The 21,626-nt window shown below is 53.6% G+C and carries 16 protein-coding genes; 8 read left to right on the top strand and 8 right to left on the bottom strand.

Features of this window, described 5'->3' with window-relative positions:
- Nucleotides 1–39 precede the first annotated feature (39 nt).
- The 5 genes from Pla22_RS08680 to glmM form a co-directional block, all read right to left on the bottom strand.
- Entirely contained in the window at nt 40–1,371 is a 1,332-nt protein-coding gene (locus Pla22_RS08680) for an ATPase, T2SS/T4P/T4SS family (protein WP_146514268.1), read from the bottom strand.
- A 320-nt stretch (nt 1,372–1,691) separates the two neighbouring features.
- Nucleotides 1,692–2,900 carry a type IV pilus twitching motility protein PilT gene (locus Pla22_RS08675; protein ID WP_146514267.1) on the bottom strand — a complete coding sequence of 403 codons (1,209 nt, stop codon included), beginning with the start codon at nt 2,898–2,900 and terminating at the stop codon, nt 1,692–1,694.
- A gap of 277 nt (nt 2,901–3,177) precedes the next feature.
- Nucleotides 3,178–4,017: a glycosyltransferase family 2 protein gene (locus Pla22_RS08670; protein ID WP_146514266.1), complete on the bottom strand. Its 840-nt coding sequence runs from the start codon at nt 4,015–4,017 to the stop codon at nt 3,178–3,180.
- Nucleotides 4,018–4,054: 37 nt separating this feature from the next.
- Nucleotides 4,055–5,158, bottom strand: a complete 1,104-nt coding sequence (locus tag Pla22_RS08665) for a hypothetical protein (protein ID WP_146514265.1) — start codon at nt 5,156–5,158, stop codon at nt 4,055–4,057.
- Nucleotides 5,159–5,299: 141 nt separating this feature from the next.
- Nucleotides 5,300–6,640, bottom strand: coding sequence for a phosphoglucosamine mutase (gene glmM / locus Pla22_RS08660; RefSeq protein WP_146514264.1), 1,341 nt, complete (start codon nt 6,638–6,640; stop codon nt 5,300–5,302).
- A gap of 185 nt (nt 6,641–6,825) precedes the next feature.
- Here glmM and Pla22_RS08655 point away from each other — a divergent pair, with 185 nt between their 5' ends.
- The gene (locus Pla22_RS08655; protein WP_146514263.1) at nt 6,826–8,652 is read left to right on the top strand and encodes a phospho-sugar mutase; all 1,827 of its coding nucleotides are present in this window, start codon (nt 6,826–6,828) and stop codon (nt 8,650–8,652) included.
- A gap of 123 nt (nt 8,653–8,775) precedes the next feature.
- Here Pla22_RS08655 and Pla22_RS08650 read toward each other — a convergent pair whose 3' ends face one another.
- Nucleotides 8,776–9,774, bottom strand: coding sequence for an adenosine kinase (locus Pla22_RS08650; RefSeq protein WP_146514262.1), 999 nt, complete (start codon nt 9,772–9,774; stop codon nt 8,776–8,778).
- Nucleotides 9,775–10,145: 371 nt separating this feature from the next.
- Here Pla22_RS08650 and Pla22_RS08645 point away from each other — a divergent pair, with 371 nt between their 5' ends.
- Both Pla22_RS08645 and Pla22_RS08640 read left to right on the top strand, forming a co-directional pair.
- Entirely contained in the window at nt 10,146–11,381 is a 1,236-nt protein-coding gene (locus tag Pla22_RS08645) for a DUF1559 domain-containing protein (protein WP_146514261.1), read from the top strand.
- A gap of 150 nt (nt 11,382–11,531) precedes the next feature.
- Nucleotides 11,532–11,990, top strand: a complete 459-nt coding sequence (locus Pla22_RS08640) for a superoxide dismutase [Ni] (RefSeq protein ID WP_146514260.1) — start codon at nt 11,532–11,534, stop codon at nt 11,988–11,990.
- On the opposite strand, the gene treZ is transcribed toward Pla22_RS08640, so the two are convergent.
- The gene (gene treZ, locus Pla22_RS08635; protein ID WP_146514259.1) at nt 11,987–13,801 is read right to left on the bottom strand and encodes a malto-oligosyltrehalose trehalohydrolase; all 1,815 of its coding nucleotides are present in this window, start codon (nt 13,799–13,801) and stop codon (nt 11,987–11,989) included. The genes Pla22_RS08640 and treZ overlap by 4 nt on opposite strands.
- 82 nt (nt 13,802–13,883) lie before the next feature.
- On the opposite strand from treZ, the gene Pla22_RS08630 reads away from it, so the two are divergent.
- Together Pla22_RS08630 and Pla22_RS08625 are read left to right on the top strand one after the other, a co-directional pair.
- Entirely contained in the window at nt 13,884–15,059 is a 1,176-nt protein-coding gene (locus Pla22_RS08630; RefSeq protein ID WP_146514258.1) for an endonuclease/exonuclease/phosphatase family protein, read from the top strand.
- Nucleotides 15,056–16,252 carry a glycosyltransferase gene (locus Pla22_RS08625; protein ID WP_242631883.1) on the top strand — a complete coding sequence of 399 codons (1,197 nt, stop codon included), beginning with the start codon at nt 15,056–15,058 and terminating at the stop codon, nt 16,250–16,252. The genes Pla22_RS08630 and Pla22_RS08625 overlap by 4 nt, the downstream gene beginning before the upstream one ends.
- Here the strand turns inward: Pla22_RS08625 and Pla22_RS08620 are convergent.
- Nucleotides 16,249–17,034 (bottom strand): TlpA family protein disulfide reductase, encoded by a 786-nt coding sequence (locus tag Pla22_RS08620; protein ID WP_146514257.1) that lies wholly within the window; start codon nt 17,032–17,034, stop codon nt 16,249–16,251. The genes Pla22_RS08625 and Pla22_RS08620 overlap by 4 nt on opposite strands.
- A 209-nt stretch (nt 17,035–17,243) precedes the next feature.
- Here Pla22_RS08620 and Pla22_RS08615 point away from each other — a divergent pair, with 209 nt between their 5' ends.
- From Pla22_RS08615 to Pla22_RS08605, 3 genes are all read left to right on the top strand, one after another.
- Entirely contained in the window at nt 17,244–17,861 is a 618-nt protein-coding gene (locus tag Pla22_RS08615; RefSeq protein ID WP_146514256.1) for a sigma-70 family RNA polymerase sigma factor, read from the top strand.
- A gap of 17 nt (nt 17,862–17,878) precedes the next feature.
- Nucleotides 17,879–20,158, top strand: coding sequence for a serine/threonine-protein kinase (locus Pla22_RS08610; RefSeq protein ID WP_146514255.1), 2,280 nt, complete (start codon nt 17,879–17,881; stop codon nt 20,156–20,158).
- A gap of 185 nt (nt 20,159–20,343) precedes the next feature.
- Nucleotides 20,344–21,621, top strand: coding sequence for a sensor histidine kinase (locus Pla22_RS08605; RefSeq protein ID WP_146514254.1), 1,278 nt, complete (start codon nt 20,344–20,346; stop codon nt 21,619–21,621).
- Nucleotides 21,622–21,626 lie beyond the last annotated feature (5 nt).

Below are 21,626 nucleotides of genomic sequence, written 5' to 3'. Positions count from 1 at the left end.
CAAATTGGGCCAGCAGAGAGAGAGCGATATCGCAAGACACTATCGTTTCGCAAACGCACGCTTGACCTCATCAAGTCCGGTTAATCCTCGAGCTACCGTCATCACCGCCTCGGACTGCAAACCGCGGTGCCCCTCGGATTTAGCAATTGCGGTCAACTGGGCCACATCTTGAGTCTTCTTCAAAGCGGCTTTGAACTTTTCCCCCGGCACAAGCAGTTCAAAAATCGCGATGCGTCCATAGTAGCCACGACCATTGCAAACGGGACAGGGAGTGATCGGTGCCGGTCGGCCCTGTTCGTCGACCTGCTGTTCAATCGGTGGCGGAATGAACGGCTGATACAGAACACCGACTCGACCAGCCGGAATGCCCAACTGCTGAAGCAATTGCGGCGGAGGCTCGAACCCGACCTTACAGTTGTCGCATAATCGGCGAATCAACTTCTGGCCGAGTACTGCTCCGATACGATCAGCGATTCGATTTCGCAGACCAGGATACTTCGCTGCAAAGGCAACCAGGCCTTCGATCGCTCCTGGTGCAACCATTCGAGTGTAGATCTGTTTTTCGATCTTTTCGACTTGTTCAATCGCAAGCTCAAGCGTTTCAGCCTCCGGTAGTTCCGGGAACATCAATACGTCGGGTTCCTTCAAAATCATCTTCTTTAGCATCGACAACTCGGTGTGTCCGGTATCGCCGCCATAAAAGTTAGCGCTAATATTGATGATCTCGGGTTCAGGGCTGCCCTGATCTTCAAACGACTGGAAGTCACGCACCAAACGATCCGCCGCGTTCAACGCAACGGTCCAAGTTGTGGTTAGCCCTTCGCCTTTGGGACACGTGATTAAGATGATGTTCGATTCAGAGTCCAAGCGTTCTTTCAGCTTCTCGAACATCTTGTCACGCATTCCCAAATCACTCATTCGTTCGAATGGGATCTTCAATGCGTCAATGCGAACCAACACTCGTTCCCCAGTGGGCACACCCTGGGATTGCAGGATCAAGTCAAACTTATCTTTGACAAACTTGATTCCGCATTTACCCGACTGAGCGCTACGACGGTCGGCAGGATTCATCTGACAAATCTGCTTCAAGGCATACAGCATCGCGTCGCCGGTCTCGCGATCCATCGGCGGTAGTTGCTCCCAGGCACCATCGATTTGGTAACGGATTGCACACCCGGTTTGCGAGAAATCCAGCAGCATATGGGTTGCCCGCGATTTCACGGCGTGCGCCGTTTGGCCCGCGGCGATGGCGTAGCCGGCTCCCTGGCGAGCTGAAATCAGCAGGGCCTGAGCTTCGGTTCGAGGCAGCTTCGGTTCGAACTCTACAGGGGTGACGGTTTGCCAAAGTTGGATTTCTTCTTGTTCAGCCATGCTCGGCAGTTTCTGTGAAAGGGGATGGGGGAGGGGAAGAAAGGCGACATTCCGCGACTTTGCGAACGGAAAACGCGGTGCAGGTCAAGACGATAGGTCGGAGGCTGAGACACCGTTGAGGTGGGAAAATGCGACAGGATACTCGGCTAGGAATGCTGCAAAATACCCGCCCATGCCCTCCTGAAAACCCCCGGCACCTGACACGGCCAGACGCTCAGGGATGCAAATCGCCCAGCATCCCGAGTTTTCCAAAGCCTTGAATCCCTCGGTGCTCCGAAGAATCCGGTGCACAAATTACTCGGCGCTACCGATAGCGAGTGCTACAAAATACCCGGCGCACTGACATCAATGCCCTTGAGTGCCATCTTCAACGCGTCCTTGTTGGGCGCGACGGCAAACGCAGTCGGTCGATCGATCAATTCATCGTCAATCAACTGCTTCAAGCTCATTGTGAAGTCTTGCATTCCGTCATCAGCCCCCATGCGGATTGCATCGGGCAGTTTTTGGTCCTGACCTTCGAGCACCAACTTTCGAACAATCGGATTAAAGGTCATCACTTCGCACGTTGGCACTCGAGGCACGCCAGGGCGGATACTCTTGAGAAGTTTTTGAGCCACGATGCCCTTCATATTAAACGCGATCGCCGACCGAATTGCCCCGTGCATTTCCTCGGGGAACAAATCCAAAATCCGTCCAATCGTTGTCGATGCGCTCGACGCGTGAATCGTTCCGAACACCAAGTGCCCAGTCTCGGCGGCGTGAATCGCCGTCATGAACGTTTCTTCGTCACGAAGCTCACCCACCAGAATGATGTCGGGGTCTTCCCGCACGGCATGCTTCATTCCGATTTCAAAGTCTTTGACGTCTTGGCCAATTTCACGTTGATTGATCAACGACTTGTCTTCGGTGAAGATAAACTCGATTGGATCTTCCAACGTCAGAATGTGCTTACGATAAATGCTGTTGATGTAGTTCAGCATCGATCCAATGGTTGTACTTTTACCCGAGCCAGTCACACCCGCCAGCAGCACCATTCCCTGATCATAGTGACAAAGCTCTTCAATCGAAGCGGGCAAGAAAAGTCCCCTGAAGTCAGGGATGAAATTGCTAATCCGCCGAGCGACCAAACCAATGTTGCCAAGCGACTTGAGCATATTGATACGGAAACGCCACCGGACTCCGTCGACATGCATGGTGTGCGAAAAGTCAGCTCCACCTTCCGCTTCGAAGATCATCAAGTTTCGGTGATCCATCATTGGAATCAACAACCGAACCATTTCTTCAGCTTCAATCGGCGGACGGTTTAGAGGCTTCAGTTCCCCTCGAACACGCACCATCGGCGGCTGGCCGACCTTCATGTGAAGGTCAGATCCCTCTAACTTGACCAAGGCCTTGAAAATCTTGTCGACCTCAAGCTCGCCTTTCTCTTGCAAAAGGTTTTCGCGAAGCCGAGCTGCAATGGCTTCCGGCGAAGTGTCTGCACCAAGTTGAGTAGGGGCTGGCGCGGCCGATCCGTTTTTGTGGGACATACGAGGTAGAGCTAAACGCTAGAGAACAGGAAAAAAGAGAGACTCGGCTGGCGACTGATCTGTCACCTAATAATTCTAAGCGAACTGGGAAATGACTCAATGAGCGAGGCTGATGAGTCCCCAGATCACGCCTTAACATCAATCATGCTTCAAACAACTTCACGGGCTGCAGAAAACCTACTTTGGGTCCAACTCGCGAAAAAATGGGGCGGTCAGCCATTATAGCCACGCGCGACACGCGTTCAGGAAATGGTGGACGTTGCCGCCGGTGCAATCACTAGGCGGCTCGTGCGATCCCATGATCGGTCCGGGTGCGCCCGGAATCCCTCGTTTCCCGGCGAATCGCGAGGTTCCGATTCAAATCTTCGTCGTTGGCGTAACCACGACCATGATCCAAATGCAGCAACAGCGTATCGAAACGGATATGAATTCCATGAATCCCGGCGTTTTCGAGTCGTTCGCCTAATTCACGATCCTCTCCGCCGTACCGCATCCGCTCGTCAAAACCGCCCGCAGAGACGATATCAGACTTCCACCCCGATGAGTTGTTGCCGTTCCAAGTAGGCCGGGTCGTGGTTAGCGAATTGAGAAACGGGGCCGTGTACTTTCCAGCAGCGATTCGCAGCCAACGATGGGAGAACGGCAAGCCCTGCCTTCTTAGCCAAGCGAGCTCAAATGCTTCCCCCGACTCGATGTCTTGCTCGCTGATCTTTTCGCTTAGCGGCATGGACAATTTGTAGTAGCCGCCCGATAGGAAATGACCACGTTTGGCTGCCGCATGGTGGTTTCCCACAAAGTCAGCACGCGGAACACAGTCACCGTCCGAGAACAAAACATAGTCGCCCTCGGAGGCCTGGATTCCACGATTGAGAATCGTGCATTTGCGGAAACCATCGTCTTCGTGCCAAATGTGCCGAATCGTCAGGTCCGTTTCTGATTGAAACCTTTTCACCACTTCGCGTGTTTGAGTCCCCGAACCGTCGTCTGCAATGACGATTTCGAAATTGCGAAATGTTTGTGATTGATACCCCCGCAGCACTTTCGCCAGCCATACAGGTTGGTTGTACGTCGAAAGCACCACGCTAATCAATTTGGGAGCGTTCAGGGTGGCGTTCATTGCGGCATTCACAGGGGCGTTTGTCGACATGGCTGGTTCAAGCCGCTTGCCTTGCAGCGAGCGGTGCTAGTTGAGAGGAGGCGTATAAGTTTTCGTGATGAAACGGCAGGCTAATTCTTTGCTCAGTCGCAGCGATGACCCCATCACGCAGGCCCTTCAAGAATCTTCGTTGGCACAAGTGATGATCAAAGAAGCGAGTTACGTTTTGGCTCATCGTCGCAATATCGTCCGCTGACATTTCTGTGATTCGCTCAACCGCCTCGACCAACCCTTTGGCACCTCGAAACGTAATCGCCGTTTCACCGTCCACAAGTTGCGGCGTGACTCGATCGCCGTACTCGAGCAGGGGAATCGTCCCTACACTCATGGCTTCGACCAAGTGATGACACGTCGGTTGAGATGAACCGGGACAACACAAGAAAAAGTTTGCGGTTGAAAGCGTTGGCAACCAATCCGATGCCTCGATGCATGACTCTCTCGAATCCAACAAAGCAATCGAGTTTTGGTCGGCACCGGCGAGTGAACTGACGATCCGACTTTCAAATGACTCACGAATCGCTGCGAGCACCTCGATGCGATCGCAGATGTTGAATTGCCGACCGATCTTTCCTTGTCCGTAAGAAGGCTTCTGGTTCCCTGCGAATAGAAGTCTAATTCGATCGCGATTGGCCCGCAGTCCAGCAAGGTTGGACGGCGGATACTGACCGATCGTTGCCGGAAGCATCGGATAGGGCATCACGGGGTAGTCGAGTTCGATATCGCAGCCTAAACGCATCCAGATGGCGTGGGCGTCACCGGGCTCTACGTCACTCAAAACCAAACTCGTGTCTGGAATTCGCTGCGACGGTCGCAGATGCGTTACTCCGCGAAGCATCAACATTTCGCGGCCGTGGGTCTTTCGGCTGATCGTTGCGAGAATCCCGTCGGAACATCGCAACCAACAAGGCGAACCGAGCAAGTTGGCATTCATTGCGATCGCGGCCAAGTGTCGAGCTCCGTCGACCACGAAATCGCGTGTCTGTAAGTCCAGAACCACCGGTCGGCTCGTGAGCGACTCTGTTGAGTCGGCATCACGAGCGTCGAGCATTTTTCTTGCTCGACGAATATCGATGGGATACCGAAGCCAATTCTTGAACGTCACGAATACACCGAAAATTACCCAGAAACAAAGAACGTGTGGGCATTGAGCCCACTGAATCTAGGGAATTACCCGATGGCAGTTCACGGCGTCAAGAAAAGATAGGCAAGCCTTGGATCATCCCAAGCCCGCCGCCTCATCACATTACAGTAACGCAGCAGCCGCTTCGCACATCGACACGGCTTCGGATTCCGATTCAGCCTCGGCGATTAGCCGCACAATGGGCTCGGTATTGCTGCCTCGGACGAGCAGCCATTTGTCTTGCCATGACAACCGCAGACCGTCGCCCGTTTGAGCTTCTGCCTCGGGATACTTCGCGATTAAAGCCTCAAACAATGCTGGCAAACGTTCAGCGGTAACCGTGGCCTTGGACTTGTGAATGTGCAGTTTGGGAATTTCAGCGGCAAGTTGCGAAAGCGGTTTGCCAGTCGCCGCCATCAGGTCGAGAACCTGAGCCATCCCCACGAAACTGTCGCGGACATAGCCAACGCGAGGATCAATTGGACCTCCGTTGCCTTCGCCACCGTAGGTTGCACCAACCTCGATCATCATGTCAGCGACGTTCGCTTCGCCCACGGCACTTCGATGGCAGCCAACTTTGGCCGCTTGTGCCAGTCGCTCGCTCATTCCACTGGTGGCACCGTTGATCACTATCGGGCCAAACGTTTCTTCTTGCGTGAGTGCATGCTTAACACACAACGCCAACGTGTACTCCTCGCCCACGTAGTCGCCTTTTTCATCGACCAACGCCAAACGATCGGCATCGGGATCTTGGCAGAAACCGACGGCACATTTTCCTTCCCTCACTTGCGATGCAATGCCTTGCAGGTTCTCGGCGGTCGGCTCGGGTACGTGAGCGAAATTTCCGTCTGGCGTATCACCGACCGCGACGACTTCGCAACCTAGCGAGTCCAGCAACCGCTTGCCCAAGAGACTTCCCGCACCGTGATTGCTATCGATCAAAACACGAAAGCCAGCCGCTCGAATCGCAAGCTGATCTACGGTGGCCAACACTTTCTCGAGGTGCGGTTCATGGGGGTCCGAATCATGATCAACAAGGCCGATTTGATCGAACGGACAATAGGCGTTCTCGCCGGCAAGGTAAGCGTCCCGAACTTCGGATCCTGTCTTCGCATCAAGCACGCGACCGCTAGCTCCAAACAACTTGATGCCGTTATAAGGCGGTGGATTATGACTGGCCGATACCATGACCGCCCCAGCGGCACCGCGCTGACGAACGAGCACGCCGATCGTGGGCGTGGCCGCAACATCAACATCGACACATGTTCGACCGCAAGCCATCAAAGACGCGATGATGGCTCGGCTAAGCATGGGACCACTGCTGCGTCCGTCGCGACCGATGATGATGGGTCCCTCTGGCAACTTCGATGCGAATGCCGCGACAAAGCGAGCGGCTATTTCGGGCGTCAGTGTTTCGCCAACGATTCCGCGAAGGCCGCTGACGCTGATAATCAATTCACTCATGAAAAAAATCGAGCTGAAGGGTGTGTGGGATGAATGGGGTTAGATGCGAATATTATGGCGTCAGATATGCCAGTCGGGTGTGACGGCCCATTCTCAGGGCCCCGCCCGCTCCCACGGGTCGGATCAAACCAATAGAATCAAAGCATATCTCTTCTTGGCCCCCACCTTATTCGCTGAACAACGACATGAGCACTACCGATACCACCGAAAAATCAATCGCCTTGGTCAAGCAGGCCGCCACCAATGGATCGATCAGCGAAGCGGCGTCCAAGAATATTCAAGTTTGGCTTACCGAGGATCGGTATGCCGAGTATCGCGATGAAGTGATCGCTCATATCAACGACGGCAAATGGCAAAAACTTGACGACGTTTTTTGGACGATCATTCCGTTCGGAACCGGCGGACGCCGCGGACGAATGTATTCGATCGGATCCAATGCGATCAACGACCGCACCATCGGCGAAAGTGCTCAGGGACTCGCCGACTATGTGGTGCAATATCACGGCGGAAAAAAAGAACTCTCGTGCGCGATTGCTTATGACACTCGCCACAAGTCACGACACTTCACTGAACTGTGCGCCGGAATCATGGTCGCCGCTGGAATCAAGGTGTACTTGCTAGACGATTACCGCGCTACGCCCCAGTTGTCGTTTGCGGTTCGCTACAAGAACTGCGATTGCGGCATCATGGTGACTGCCAGCCACAATCCACCGAGCGACAACGCGGTGAAGGTTTACTGGTCCAGCGGTGCTCAAGTACTGCCTCCTCATGACAAGGCGATCATCGAGCGAGTCATGAATTGCCAACAAATCAAAGTCACACCGTTCGCCGAGGCTGTCGCCGATGGCCGCGTCGAAATTGTGACCGACGAAGTGGACAAGGCTTACTTCGAAGCCGCCATCGCCTGCGCATTCGAAGGCCCACGCGATGCCAAGATTCTTTACACACCTTTGCACGGTGTTGGTGCCGCGGCCGTTGTTCCGCTAGCAGAAAAAGATGGCTTCACCGACATCGAAGTGTACGGCCCGCACGCGGAACCCAACGGCGACTTCCCCAATGTCCCCGGGCATGTGTCCAACCCAGAAAACAAGGTAATTTTCGAAGCCCCGATTGAGCATGCTCGAAAGACTGGGGCGAATATGATTCTAGCTACTGACCCCGATTGCGACCGCATTGGTGTTGCTGCTCCTATCACGACGGATACCGCGGGTGAATGGCGAACATTCAATGGCAACGAAATCGGTGCGATCCTTGGCGAGTACGTCCTCAGCAAGCGTGCGGCAGCAGGAACATTGACGCCGTCTTCGTACATCATCAAAACCCTCGTGACAACTGAACTGACTCGGCGGATTGCCGAGAGCTACAACGTTCGTTGCGTCGGTGATCTGCTCGTTGGCTTCAAGCACATCGCGGCGGTGATGGACCAAGAAGGACCGGACGATTTTGTCTACGGCACCGAAGAATCGCACGGCTACCTTGTCGGACAATATTGCCGTGACAAAGACGGTGCGGTTGCCAGCATGTTGATGTGCGAATTGGCGGCGGAACTAAAAGCCAAAGGCCAATCAATGCACGACTATTTGTGCGACTTACATCGCAAGCATGGCTACCATCGTGAATTCCTGATCAATTTGGTAATGGAAGGCAGCGAAGGAATGGCCGCCATGCAGCGATTAATGAAAGCCTTTCGTACATCGCCACCGAAGGCTGTCGCCGGAATCAACATCGCTAAGGTGCGCGACTATGCCGCTGGTACCATCACCGATACCGCGACGGGCGAGTCTTCCAAACTTGTGGGACCCGAGGGTGATTTGATTATTTTGGACTTGGCCGAAGAGGGCAATTACGTTGCGTGTCGCCCCAGCGGCACTGAACCCAAGATCAAGCTCTATGTATTCACAAGATTGCCCGCGGACCAATCGCAAGACCTGGATCAAGCCTCTGAAACGTTGAAAGCGCGTTTGGCCGCTCTTGAAACCGACGTCCGTGCGTACGCGAAAGCCAACAGTTAATTCGCGTCGTGGGGGGCCGGTTTTCGACCGGCCAATCAAACTTCATGCGGCCAGTTTCCACTGGCCGCCCATCGAATCAATCATGCGGTCAACCAGACCACGCTTCGTGATACCGTGGTTCTGTTAGACCGCGTCAAGTTCGCCAAACGCTTTGATCTCATCGTCCGTAAATTTGCGTTCCATGCGAGCGCCCATTTGCGACACGATTCGTCCAGCGGCGTGTGATGCCAGATGGCCAGCCTGTCGCCAACTCAGGCCGTTGGTGATTCCGTATAAGAGTCCGCCGGCGTACATGTCGCCCGCTCCCGTGGTATCGATCGCTTTGACGTTGACGCCCTCGATTGGGAACGATTCGCCACCGTGCATAACAAGCGAACCCTTGTTCCCAAGCGTTAAAGCCACGTTTTCCGCATGCTGGTGAATCTTGCTGGCGCACATGACTGGGTCGGACTCACCAGTCAAACTTTTTGCTTCTTCTTCATTGCAGAAAAACAAGTCAACCGGACCTTTAATAAGGTCCCAAATTTCATCTCGGATCATGTTTACCAAAAAGGGGTCCGAAGCCGTGAACGCGACTTTGGTGTTGTTCTTTTTCGCAAGGTCCATCGCGCGGTAGGCCGCGGCCTTGGTATTTTCGCCAGTCAACAAGTAGCCTTCGATGTAAACGTACTTGGACTTCTTGATGAGCTCTTCGTCAATATCAGCTTCGGTCAAGGTCACCGAAGCGGCCAAGTTGGTTAGCATTGTTCGCTGGGCATCTTCGGTGATCAACACTGCGCAAGTTCCCGTCGGCGCGTCGGCGGGCTCGACATCAACTGCGATTCCAAGATCACTCATGTCACGAACGAAGAACTTTCCGATGTCGTCGCTGCCAACCTTGCCCACAAATGCCGCGGTACCACCAAACTCGGCAACGGCCACAATTGTGTTGGCGGCCGAACCACCGGCACAACGATTAAGCGGTCGTCCCGATAGTTCCCCCAGCACTTTGGCCTGAGCTTCGTCATCGACCAGCGTCATGATGCCTTTGTCGAGTTTCAAGCGATCTAGGAACGCGTCATCGACACGGGCCTGAACGTCCACTAGTGCGTTGCCGACGCCGAATACATCTAAACTTCTCATGGGATCAAAAAAGGGGGTTACGAGTCGTGAAAATCCGTAGAATGCAGGTGAGCGAAGACGGGAAGTGCGTACCGATCCGACTTCGCAAGCGTGGCAGGTTAATCGAAACGTTCCACTTTGACGACGTGTGAGGTGGAATTCCTGGTTCCCAATATGGGAAGAAATCGCATGTCATCGAGGTGGTAGATGAGCGGGAATCGAGTCGCCCTACACGACATTTTCTTTTGCTTGGTGAGCCTTGCCTTCATTTCGGGCTGCTCGTCGAGACCCGGCATCCAGGTCATCGATAGTGCCACGGCCCCGAATTCGTCGCCCGACGAATACCGCCAGTACGATGAACAATTGCGACTTTTGTCAGAGGGCCAAAGCGAATGAATGCGAAAATCATTCAATGTGGCACTGATCGAAAACGGCCGGATTACGAAAATCAACCGTCGGGATTTACGATCATGGAAGTTCTGGTCGTCACCGCCATCATTGCGATATTGCTCGGGTTGTTGCTACCGGCTACTCGAGGCGCGCGGGAAGCCGCTCGTCGAATGTCGTGCTCGAACAACTTTAAACAGCTAGGACTCGGACTTCACAACTTTCATGCGGCGTTCAAATCGCTGCCCATGCAAATGGGAGGCACCTACGAATTGGATTCTGATAGCGGTGGATGGGAACGACCGGGCAACAATCGTTATCGACTTAGCTTCCTAGTCGAGGTTCTACCGTTCGTCGAACAGCAACGATTGTGGGAACAGATCCGCAATGGAGATTCAGGCCGTGATGGTGATGCCTCCTACGCATCAATGGGCCCCGCGCCATGGACCCGTCAGTACGAACCATGGCAATCCGAGATCCCCGTGTATCGCTGCCCCTCGGATCCCGGCGTTGGTCTACCCGCGCATGGACGTACGAACTATGCCGCTTGCATCGGAGATGCATTGCACTGGATGAACACCGGCGCAACGCGTTTTGATGTGAACAAAAGGGAATGGGTGACTGACCGGGACAAGCAAATCGAAGCATCAGGACGAGGAGTTTTTGTGCCTCGTCAATCGACTCTCTTTCGACAACTTACTGATGGTCTAACGAACACGATCATGTGTGGTGAGATTGTGTCAGGACGAAGCGACGGTGACGTTCGATCGCAAGGACTGATGCAGCAATCCTGGTCACGGATACACGATCAAAGTCTGCTTTGCAAAGAATTTATCGATCCCAAACGCCCCGGGTATTGGAAACTAACTTCCGGTGGACCGCCTGGACTCGGCCAAGGTGACCAGCAACGAGGGTTTCGTTGGGCCGATGGGGCAGGGCTGTACACAAGCGTGAACATGGTACTGCCACCCAATCGCGAGGTCTGCATGGCCGGTGGCGATTCGGGCATCGGATCGTTAACGGTATCGAGTCGCCATCAGGGCGGAGCCCATGTGTTGTTGGCCGATGGTGCCGTTGTCTTCATCACCGATTCGATAGATGCCGGTGACCCATCGGAATTGCCGGTGATGCTGGGCGGACAAGGTGCTCGAGCGCCTGGCAGCAAAAGCCCCTATGGCCTGTGGGGCGCACTGGCGACCAAACAAAGCGACGAAAGAATTGAAGAGCAGCTAAATCATTAGGGTCGGAAAAACGGCGCCCCTAGGACGTTTTGCAATCGCCGCAAATTCGCAAACACACTGAATTCACGAACACTTGGCTTAGTGGTTACAATCCAGACTTCGCGAAACTGCGATGCCCATTTTCACACCTTCCAACCAGGACCCCTCCCCATGCACCGATTTTTTGCTTCCACGGTTTTTGCTCTCGCATTCGCATCCATTGCCTCAGCTCACTGCCAAGTTCCATGCGGAATTTATGCAGATCAACGTCGCTTCGAAGAGATGTTGGAAGACGAGCACACCATTTCCAAATCCCAGATTGAAATCACGGCGCTTGCCGGCAAAGGTGATGCCCAGTCGGTTAACCAAGCCACTCGCTGGGTTGTCACCAAAGAAGATCACGCTTCGAACGTGCAAGAGATCATCGCGTCGTACTTCATGGCACAACGAATCAAGTCGGATGACCCTGCTTACGGAAAGAAGCTAATGGCGGCTCACAAAGTGATGGTGATGGCGATGAAGGCAAAGCAGTCTTCTGATCCTGAGACCGCAAAGGCACTCGAAAAATCCATCTTTGACTTTTACGAAGCCTACGAAGGCAAAAAACCAGAATTCGAACACAAGCACTAAGAAGTCACGACACGCGCGTGATTTGGCTCCAGTCGTTCAGAATCACTGTTGAGCGAATCTAAAACAATTTGGCCAGATGCGGGAATCGTTAGCGGTTCTTTCATCTGGCTTTTTTCGTTCAGGCGAACGATCACTTCGGCCCACCGACTCGACGACTCATAGCGAAGTCGAAACAGACCTTCATCGAGATCCGTTTCGATGCGTACGTTCACGCTCGAAAGTAATCCATCGGAAATCAACTGCTTCCTCATTTGAATTAGATCTTGGTACCAAGCCCGCATCGATGCGTTGCCGTTGCTAGCGGGTCCAATCTTCGAGTCAAAAAAGGCAGCAGGATCAATAGGTGAATTGCCGTCGTTCCATTGGTGCTGGGGATACTCGCGACGCCGTCCTTCGACAACCGCTTGTCGCAAATGTTCATCACCAAAATCAACAAAGAACTGGAACGGCTTTTCGCATGCGAACTCTTCCCCCATAAACAACATCGGTATCGCAGGTGAAAGAATCAACAAAGCGGCGGCAGCCCGTTGAGTTTCTAAGCTTGTCAGTTGGTGCAGACGCTTTCCTAGCGGATGGTTGCCTATGAAATCGTGATTTTGAATGGAATAGACCAAGGGCATCGTGTCTACACGTTCGCCCAGGTCATGGCGTTTGCGTGGTTCTCGAATTGTGCCGGAATACACATATCCCATTCGCAGTACTTGATCCAAATCGTCCCCGGGCTGATAGATCCGCTGACAAAGTTGTTCACCTGGACGCACCACAGCGAACATGCTGTGAAGAAAACAATCGCCCCACTGGGCATCAAATCCACAACCATCGGCATGAATGGGCTGAGTCATTCCGGGATCATAGACGTTGGATTCTGCAATCAAGATTGCCAACCGGCCACTTTCCACGGACCAATCGCGGACGGCTTGCGCCATCTCGACAACGACATGTGGTTTTTGATCATCGAGCATGCAGTGGATCGCATCAACACGAAGACCGTCAAAGTGAAATTCGTCAAGCCAGTAGATGGCATTGGCAATGAAGAAACGCCTAGCCTGCTCGCCGTACTGCGGATCGTCGAAGTTCGGTGCGCTGCCCCAAACGGTATGATGTCGCGACGACAAATACGGGCCTGATTCGCCGAGGTAGTTGCCTTCGGGGCCAAGGTGGTTGTAGACAACGTCTAGAATTACCGCCAAACCTCTCGAATGAGCCGCATCGACAAAGGACTTGAGTCGATCCGGGTGACCGTAGTTCCGGTTGGGTGCGAACAAGCACACGCCGTCGTACCCCCAATTCCATTTGCCTGCTGCATCCGCAAGTGGAAGCAATTCGATAGCTGTAACACCGAGTTCGACGAGTTCATCTAGCCTCGCAATTGCCGAATCATACGTCCCTTCGTCGGTGAACGTTCCAACATGCATCTCATAGATAACTAGATCCGACCGTTGCATACCTGACCACGACTGGTCCGTCCACGAGAACGCCGATTCGGATTCGTCACCGCTGCACACCATGCTCGGTCCATGGACACCGTCGGGCTGAAAGCGTGACGCGGGATCGGGTCGCAGCGGTCCACCATCGAACTGGTAAAAATATCTTGCGCCCACCCCGAGCCCTGACTGTTCAAGGTAGTGGTATCCATCGACCGGAGTCATCACATGCGTTTGCTGAACTTGCCCGTCTAGGTTGACGATCACGACATTAACTTGACTGCTAGTGGGCGACCACACACAAAAGCGTGCAGCCCCCCCGCGGACAAATTGTCCGCCAAGATGTCGGTGCAACTCAGTGATGGGGGCTTTCGAGGGAACTGACATGCGGGGTGATATGAATTGCGGGAAAGAGGTTAAACTGACGCCTGCCAATCTGACGTCTTCCTTCTTATAGGCAACCCCCGAAATGTTTCAAACATTCAGCACTCTCGTTATTGCGTTCTTCATAGGGGCGATTGCGATTGTCCATACTCAAGCGTGCATCGCGCAAGATCCTGTTGAAGAGCTTTCGATTGATCAACTCGACAATTCCAACATTCGCGTCGCGACCTACAACGTCTCGCTCTACGGCAGCAAAGCTGGTGAGGTCGCCCAGCGGATGGCGGACGGGAAAGATAAACAGGCCGAGAAATTAGCCGCTGTCATCCAAACCGTTCGCCCGGACATTCTCTTGCTCAACGAGGTCGACTATGACCAAGCGGGCACGGTTGCCAACGCGTTTGCGGAAAAGTTCCTGGCTGTGCCCCAGGGCGATCGCCAACCTTTGGACTATCCCTATGTTTATTCCGTCCCCACCAACACGGGCTTGCGATCGGGATTGGATTTAGATGGCAATGGAAAGTTGACGGATCCCGTTGATGCCTGGGGCTTTGGAATGTACGAAGGCCAATACGCTCTTGCGGTGCTAAGCCGTTACCCAATCGTGACGGATGAAGTGCGAACGTTTCAAAAATTCCTCTGGCGGGATTTCCCAAACGCAAAACGCCCCGTGCATCCCACGACGGGCGAACCTTACTTTCCTGATGACATTTGGGAACAATTGCGATTGTCCAGCAAGAACCATGTGGATGTTCCGATTGAAGTCGGTGACGAACGTATTCATCTACTCGCTTCGCATCCCACACCGCCCGTGTTTGATGGTCCAGAAGATCACAATGGATGCCGCAACCACGATGAAATAAAGTTCTGGGAACACTACCTATCGGCTACCGACGCGGACTGGATAGTCGATGACCAGGGCAAGTCGGGCGGACTCGAAAAGGACGCTTACTTTGTGATTGCGGGCGACCTGAACAGCGATCCCATTGAGGGCGATAGTCAGAAAGATGCGATGCAAAAATTGCTTGCTCATTCTCTTGTGCAAGACTGCAAGCCTCGTTGGCTAGGCCAAAAGGATCCCGCTAAAACCCAAACCGCATTGTTCGGTCGTGATCGCATGATGCGAATTGATTACGTGATACCTTCCTCTCAGTTTCGCGTTGTCGAAAGCGGTGTTTTTTGGCCAAAACAGTTTTCCCCGGACAATCGATTGGTTGACGCCACTGATCACCGTTTGGTTTGGGTAGAGGTCGCGATTCCTTGACCCATGCACCCTCAGGTTCGCCGTCTTCTAGCCAACGCATTCGTGTCCTGCTAATGATCAGCTCGATGCGTGGTGGCGGCAGCGAGCGGCAAACTCTGCTATTGCTTAAGCACTTGGATCGTCAAGTATTCGAACCCCACCTGTACATGACCGAAGCCGAGGGTTGTCTGCTTGCTGAAGTCCCGCAGGACGTGGTGATACATTCCTATCAGCCAAGTGACGCCGCAAGCGGCTTCTACTTTCCTGGACGCATCCTGCGAGACCAAACACGACACTTGCTTAGCGTTCTTGATGCCGCTCGAATCGACGTGATCTACGATCGCACGTTTCACATGACCATGCTGGCAGGATCCGCGGCAACTTCGCGTTCCATCCCACGCGTATCAACCATTGTCAGCCCTCCGGAACGAGCGGTACCGATGGTGGAGAAACGTTTTGTACAAATCAAAAAACGCAGGCTTGCCAAAGCGTATCGCCAATCGACTTCCGTTATCGCAGTTAGCCAACAAGCCGCAGCCTCGGCGGTCCACTACTACGGTCTTTCACCGGAAGACGTTGTCGTTGTTGCCAATCCCGTCGACGTTGACGAAGTGACGTCACAAAGTGCCGCGTCGGTTTCAGTTTCCAGATCGGCTAATGCAATCACGTTCATATGCGTCGGTCGTATGACAGCCGAGAAAGGGCAACGCAATCTGATCGAAGCTTTGTCGCTGCTTGAATCCGATACGAACGTTCCCTCTCTCGAAGTCTGGTTTGTCGGAGACGGCCCGTTGCGAGTTGACGTGGAAAATTTGGCCCGCAGAACGCTATCTCGGCATCAAGTTCGCTTTCTTGGACATCAAGACAACGCCCCCGCGTGGATTGCTTCGGCCGACGCTTTAATACTGCCATCGCTTTTTGAAGGCATGCCGAACGTGGTGTTGGAAGCGATGGCGATCGGCAAGCCAGTGATCGCGACACGTGCGGGCGGAACGGTGGAACTTCAACGCGATGAACCAACGATGTTCATGGCCGAACCTGGGAATCCGACGTCAATTGCCGCCGCTATCAGAACGTACTGCGATAACCCGGAACTTATTGAGCAACACGTCGACGCAGCAAAACGGCTCATCGACGAGCACCACAATATTTCAAAGAACGTCAATCGAATTGAGACCATCATGAAGGATGCGGCGAATCTGCGACGAACCTAATCCACCATCGCTAGTTGCTCGACCAGAGGTATGACATCTTCCTCATAAGTGAAACCTTGCGTTTCACCTGCGTCCACAAACACTCGCACCGGTGTTCCCTCGCGGTCATAAATCAACACTGCGGGAATGGATGCGATGTTGGCATCCGTGTAAACGTCTTCGCTTGGCGTACTGCAAATGAATGCGGACATCCCAAACGCATTGACTTGTTCTAGGAACGCTTCCACTTTCGATTCGTAGTATTCCGGCGGTCGACGTTTGCGGCCATCGAAGTCCACGTTTGCTGAAACGCATGCGACCTTTTCGCCGAATTCGCGGTGCACTTTGACAAGCCCGGGAAACTCCCTCATGCAGGGTTCGCAGGAAAGCGACCATAAATCCACGACCGTAATTTTGCCGGTTTGCCTAGGAACCGACATGATGTCATTCCAAGTTGCAAACTCTACGCGAATCGCTTCGTTATTGGACTGAGTTGTGTCGTCGGGAGAATCGGGCAATTCGAACGCGGGCTGCTTCTGCGGCTCGTGGTCGACGTCGCTGGGATCAAAATCAGGTGGCAATTCCATACTGCCCGGCGGAACCAACGTCGCTTCTGGATTTCCATCGACCGAACCACTGTTGGTGCGGGAACTAGGCGGCGGAACGACGCTGGCATCGTCTTTGCTAGAGCTTCCGCACCCGATTGACAAAAACGCTGACAAAAACGCGGTCATCAGCACCGGCACGGTAGGAACGTCCCACGAAGCTAATTTCCGAGTGGCATGAGGAGGATGTTTGTCCACGGATTGTGTTCTCGTGTCAGTAAATGGGAATCTGCGGCTATCCAGAACGAGTTTAACAGTCCGAGCGTCCGCCAATTGACTAAATTGTATTCTTGGTGATTCGCCTATCGTGAGGCAAGTCGTATCCTTCGGAATTGAACGACCAACGTTTCAATACAAATCCTACGCCCAGTGATAATCAGGATTGAGGACTTTTCGTGAGTGGAGACATGTCCACAACCCGTTTGCTGTTAGCCTCGAAAGAGGGCGACAACGATGCGTTTGGTGAGTTACTCGAACAATATCGTGGGTACTTGCTGATGCTCGCTCATCGCTATTTATCAGAGCGATTACGCCAGCGAGTCGACCCAGCGGACATTGTTCAACTAACGTACTTAGAGGCTAAGCGAGATTTGCCGGCTTTTCGAGGGAATTCCCCGGCTGAGTTTGCCGGTTGGCTGCGAGGAATGCTCAAAAATAACGTAGCTACCGCCGTTACTCGTCACATTTCTACCAAGAAACGATCGCTCAATCGCGAAGTTAGTGTTGCTCAGGCTCCAGCAGGCGATGCTTCGGGAAACCTTTGGATTGCTCAATTGCCTGGCAGCACGACCAGTCCCAGCGGTGTGGCAATTCGTGACGAAGCGACACTCGCTTTGGTGGAAGCACTTCACCAATTGCCCGAAAACCAAGCCGAAGCGATTCGGCTTCGCTACATGGAAGGCCTGCCGCTATCGGAAATTGTCGAACGGATGGGTAAAAGCGATACCGCAGTTGCCGGTTTGCTGAAGCGAGGCTTGCAAAAACTGCGTACGATTATGGACGTTGACAATAGCCCTTGGGCGTAAGCGAGGGATAGATTTTCATGGCAGACGATGCAAACCCAAATGTTAATGACGACGGTTTGAAAGACGATCAAGCCGTCGATCGTGCATTCGCTGCCTATCTAAAGTCGTGCGATAGTGGGGAGTTCAGCACCCGCGAGGAGTTCCTCGCTCAATTTCCAGAAATCGCGTCCGAGCTGAAAGAATTGATGGATGCCGCGGATATGTTCGGCCGCGCGAAAAGCGTGTCGCTGAACATCGACGTCAACGATGTCCCCGTTAGCTTTTCACCATCGGACGCTCCCTTCTTTATCTCGCAAAGCAGCAACGTTCTATCGCACGATGCACCTAGGTCGCACGACCCCAGCGCTGAAACCATTGGGCTGAACGTTCCCGGTGCACACGAAGAACAAAACGAGGATCCCGCCGTCACTCTACCGATGGCCAACCGTGCCAAAGGAGACCCCGGCCCAACGCTTCCCTACGACCTCGGTGACTACCTGCTTTTAGACGTGATCGGCCGAGGCGGGATGGGCGTAGTTTACCGAGCGTTCCAAAACGAACTTGACCGCGAGGTCGCGGTCAAGATGATTCGCAGTGGTATGTTGGCAAGCGAAGCGGAAGTCAAGCGGTTCTATACCGAAGCACAGGCGGCCGCGAGATTGCATCATCCGGGAATTGTATCGGTCTTTCAATTTGGGCAGCGAGCCGGACATCACTTCTTTTCCATGGAATACGTTCGTGGAACGGATTTGCAACGCAAGATCAACGCTCAGCAACTCGATCCGATTCAAGCGGCAACCTATGTTCGCGATGTCGCTCGGGCGATTCATCATGCTCACGAGAAAGGCGTGCTGCATCGCGACTTGAAACCCGCCAATGTCTTGATTGACAACGACGACCAAATTCATGTCACGGATTTTGGATTGGCCAAACACCTGGACTGCGACAGCAGTGTGACCGCCAGCGGTGATGCTGTGGGGACGCCACACTACATGGCCCCCGAACAGGCCATTGGCCAAAGTGATCGAGCGACCTGCCAAACCGACGTGTATTCGCTCGGTGCCGTTTTGTTCGCAGCCTTGGCGGGCCGCCCTCCGTTGGTTGGCGAAACGGTAATGCAGACGCTTACCAAAGTCGCCCACGAACCCGCTCCGGGTCTGCGTTCGATCCGTAGCGATACACCTGTGGACTTGGAAACGATCGTTGCAAAATGCCTTGAAAAGAAACCAAACAAACGTTACCTATCCGCCGCCAAACTTGCTGACGAACTGGACGCTTTCCTTGAAGACCGACCGATTGAAGCTCGTCCTCGATCGGTAGCGATGAAGACTTGGCATTGGATCGAAGGCGTGCCCTTGGTGGGTGCGTTAACAGGCAGACGAGTCTTGCATTCGTCGCAGTCTCATCGACGATTTCAGGCAGCAATGCTGTTAATCATGCTGCTGGTTCCGATCTTCACCATCGCTGCGATGACAACGATTCGCAGCTATCACGATCGAATGCCAGCCTTGGTGCGACTTGCAGGAGGTCTCGAAGGAGGGATCTACACCGAGCTGTCTAATGAGTTGGCCAGACGGTTATCAGAAAAACATTCCGTCAAAACAAGCGTGACGGTTTCCGAAGGTTCGCTCGACAACCACCAACAATTGCTTTCAGGGCAAATTGACCTCGCGCCGTTGCAAGCGACCGCTATTAGTGGTGACCATTTGATGGTCGTTGCGCCACTGTTCTATGAAGTGCTGCATGTATTGGTGCAAGTTGATGCATCGATCCAAACGATTGACGACTTTCGAGGTCATCGTGTTGCGGTCGGACCGGCGGGCAGTGGTTCGCGAGCAACAGCCGAATTGGTACTTGATTCGTTGAACCTGAACGAGTCCCAAGTGCAATGCCAAACGATGGACTGGGAACAACTCTTTGCTGACGATCCCCCGGATGCCGCGATGATCTGTATGGGGCGGCAAAGTTCTTTGGTTGCGCGTTTGCTTGCCAGCGGCAAATGGCGATTGCTGCCAATCGAAAGTGGTGTTGAAATCGCGTTGCAACACCCCACACTTCGACCAATGTCCATTCCCTCGGGTGACTATTCCGCGTTGACGTTACCGGGCGGCGTCGACACGATTGCAACCGTTGGGACCACCGCATTCTTGACCGTCCGTGACGATGCCCCCGCGGATCTCGTGACTGCGATGCTGGAAGCTTTGTACGCTGATCCACCACCCCGCAGCGACCTAATTCCTCGCCGAAGGGCGGCTGAGTGGCAGGGACTCGCCTTTCATCCAGCCGCACGTCGCTACTACCAAAGTGTTGCCAAGTAGTGACGCCGTCTCGTCAAACGACGACTTCTGACTTCGCAAGAACCGCTTCAACCGGTTTAACCCGCAAACGCGGCATGAGATCAGTGCAGACCGGTACACATATCACGACGATTGCAGCCGCCGATTACCGGCAAACCTAGGGTTTGACAACTGATTGTCTGCCCTAACATCGAGAAAGAGCCTTCATGGTTCCCGATTCACAGCTTTCGTCGTCCGAGTCCTCCGAGAATCTCAACGGTGACTGCTGCGCTATCAACAATTCGATTCGCAGTAAAATGGTATTGTCGCTGGCCATCGTCTTTCTGATCTTCCTGGGAATCAATGAAGTCGTTCAGCGGGCTTCGTTTTCGAGTGAAATGGAGGCGATTGAGCGTCGCTCATTCCTGCTTTTCAGTGTCTCGGCCTTGATGGTTTTGTGGTTGTTGCTGCACCGCATCGTCGTTCAACCCCTTGCCGACCTCAAACATCAAATCGCCGCATTCCAAGGCAATAACCACGGCGAACAGGCCCGTCCGATCGCAGGCAACGACGAAATTGCGGATCTGGCAAAAACGTTCCACGACATGCGTGAACGATTGAAGGAAGCGCAACGAAAGCTGGCCGACGCCTCCGAAGCCAACGGCCGCAGCGAAGTAGCAGCAACGGTAATTCACAACGTTGGCAATGTACTGACGAACGTGAATAGCCTCATCGACACAGCCAACAAACGAGTCGAAAAACTTCGTGTCGCTCCGCTGCACCAACTTGCCAAGCAGCTTGAACAAGGAACCGATAAACACGACCTGCTGGCCGCCACACCTAGTTATCTGCAGGGACTTGCAACCCAACTGGAATCCGATCAACGCGATCTTTCGGAACTTCTTGAAACACTAGACGACAATGTGCGTCATATTGACAGCGTGATTCGTGATCAGCACAAGCATGCATCGCAGCGCGTTTCACTCCACCGCGTCGATATAAACGAGTTAATCGACGAAGCGATTTCGTGCTGCCAAGCCAATTTGACCGAAGATCGAATTCGCGTTCGCCGTGTCACGGACCATCAACACACGTTCGTCACGCGAACTGATCGCTCGCTGGTGCTGCAAACGATGATCAATGTTATCACCAACGCCCGGCAAGCCATCAAAACATCCAGTGACAATCCGCAACAAATCGTTGTGAAATTGCACGCCGAAGGCAATTCGGTGGTGGTTAATTTTCAAGACAGCGGATGCGGCATGGCCGCCGAGACACTCGGCCATGTCTTTGACGCACACTTTACCACTCGAGAATCGGGATCTGGTTTAGGTCTGCATTTCTGTGCGCTTGCGCTCAAACGCTGCGGGGGAACCATCGCAGCATCAAGTAACGGTCTGGGGCAAGGCTCGACCATCACCATTCGACTGCCAATGGAGCAGTCCCTCAATAAAGCTCGACGCACAGTACTTTGCGAGACATCAACGGATGCGGGCGGAGAATAAAAACC

The organism is Rubripirellula amarantea (assembly GCF_007859865.1).
Lineage (GTDB): Bacteria > Planctomycetota > Planctomycetia > Pirellulales > Pirellulaceae > Rubripirellula > Rubripirellula amarantea.
This window is presented reverse-complemented; position numbering and strand designations above follow the sequence as displayed.

Excerpts from the sequence above, each read along its gene's own strand:
- Pla22_RS08680 (WP_146514268.1), bottom strand. The coding sequence starts at position 1,371 with ATGGCTGAACAAGAAGAAATCCAACTTTGGCAAACCGTCACCCCTGTA.
- Pla22_RS08675 (WP_146514267.1), bottom strand. The coding sequence starts at position 2,900 with ATGTCCCACAAAAACGGATCGGCCGCGCCAGCCCCTACTCAACTTGGT.
- Pla22_RS08670 (WP_146514266.1), bottom strand. The coding sequence starts at position 4,017 with ATGAACGCCACCCTGAACGCTCCCAAATTGATTAGCGTGGTGCTTTCG.
- glmM (WP_146514264.1), bottom strand. The coding sequence starts at position 6,640 with ATGAGTGAATTGATTATCAGCGTCAGCGGCCTTCGCGGAATCGTTGGC.
- Pla22_RS08655 (WP_146514263.1), top strand. The coding sequence starts at position 6,826 with ATGAGCACTACCGATACCACCGAAAAATCAATCGCCTTGGTCAAGCAG.
- Pla22_RS08650 (WP_146514262.1), bottom strand. The coding sequence starts at position 9,774 with ATGAGAAGTTTAGATGTATTCGGCGTCGGCAACGCACTAGTGGACGTT.
- Pla22_RS08645 (WP_146514261.1), top strand. The coding sequence starts at position 10,146 with ATGAATGCGAAAATCATTCAATGTGGCACTGATCGAAAACGGCCGGAT.
- Pla22_RS08640 (WP_146514260.1), top strand. The coding sequence starts at position 11,532 with ATGCACCGATTTTTTGCTTCCACGGTTTTTGCTCTCGCATTCGCATCC.
- treZ (WP_146514259.1), bottom strand. The coding sequence starts at position 13,801 with ATGTCAGTTCCCTCGAAAGCCCCCATCACTGAGTTGCACCGACATCTT.
- Pla22_RS08630 (WP_146514258.1), top strand. The coding sequence starts at position 13,884 with ATGTTTCAAACATTCAGCACTCTCGTTATTGCGTTCTTCATAGGGGCG.
- Pla22_RS08615 (WP_146514256.1), top strand. The coding sequence starts at position 17,244 with ATGTCCACAACCCGTTTGCTGTTAGCCTCGAAAGAGGGCGACAACGAT.
- Pla22_RS08610 (WP_146514255.1), top strand. The coding sequence starts at position 17,879 with ATGGCAGACGATGCAAACCCAAATGTTAATGACGACGGTTTGAAAGAC.
- Pla22_RS08605 (WP_146514254.1), top strand. The coding sequence starts at position 20,344 with ATGGTTCCCGATTCACAGCTTTCGTCGTCCGAGTCCTCCGAGAATCTC.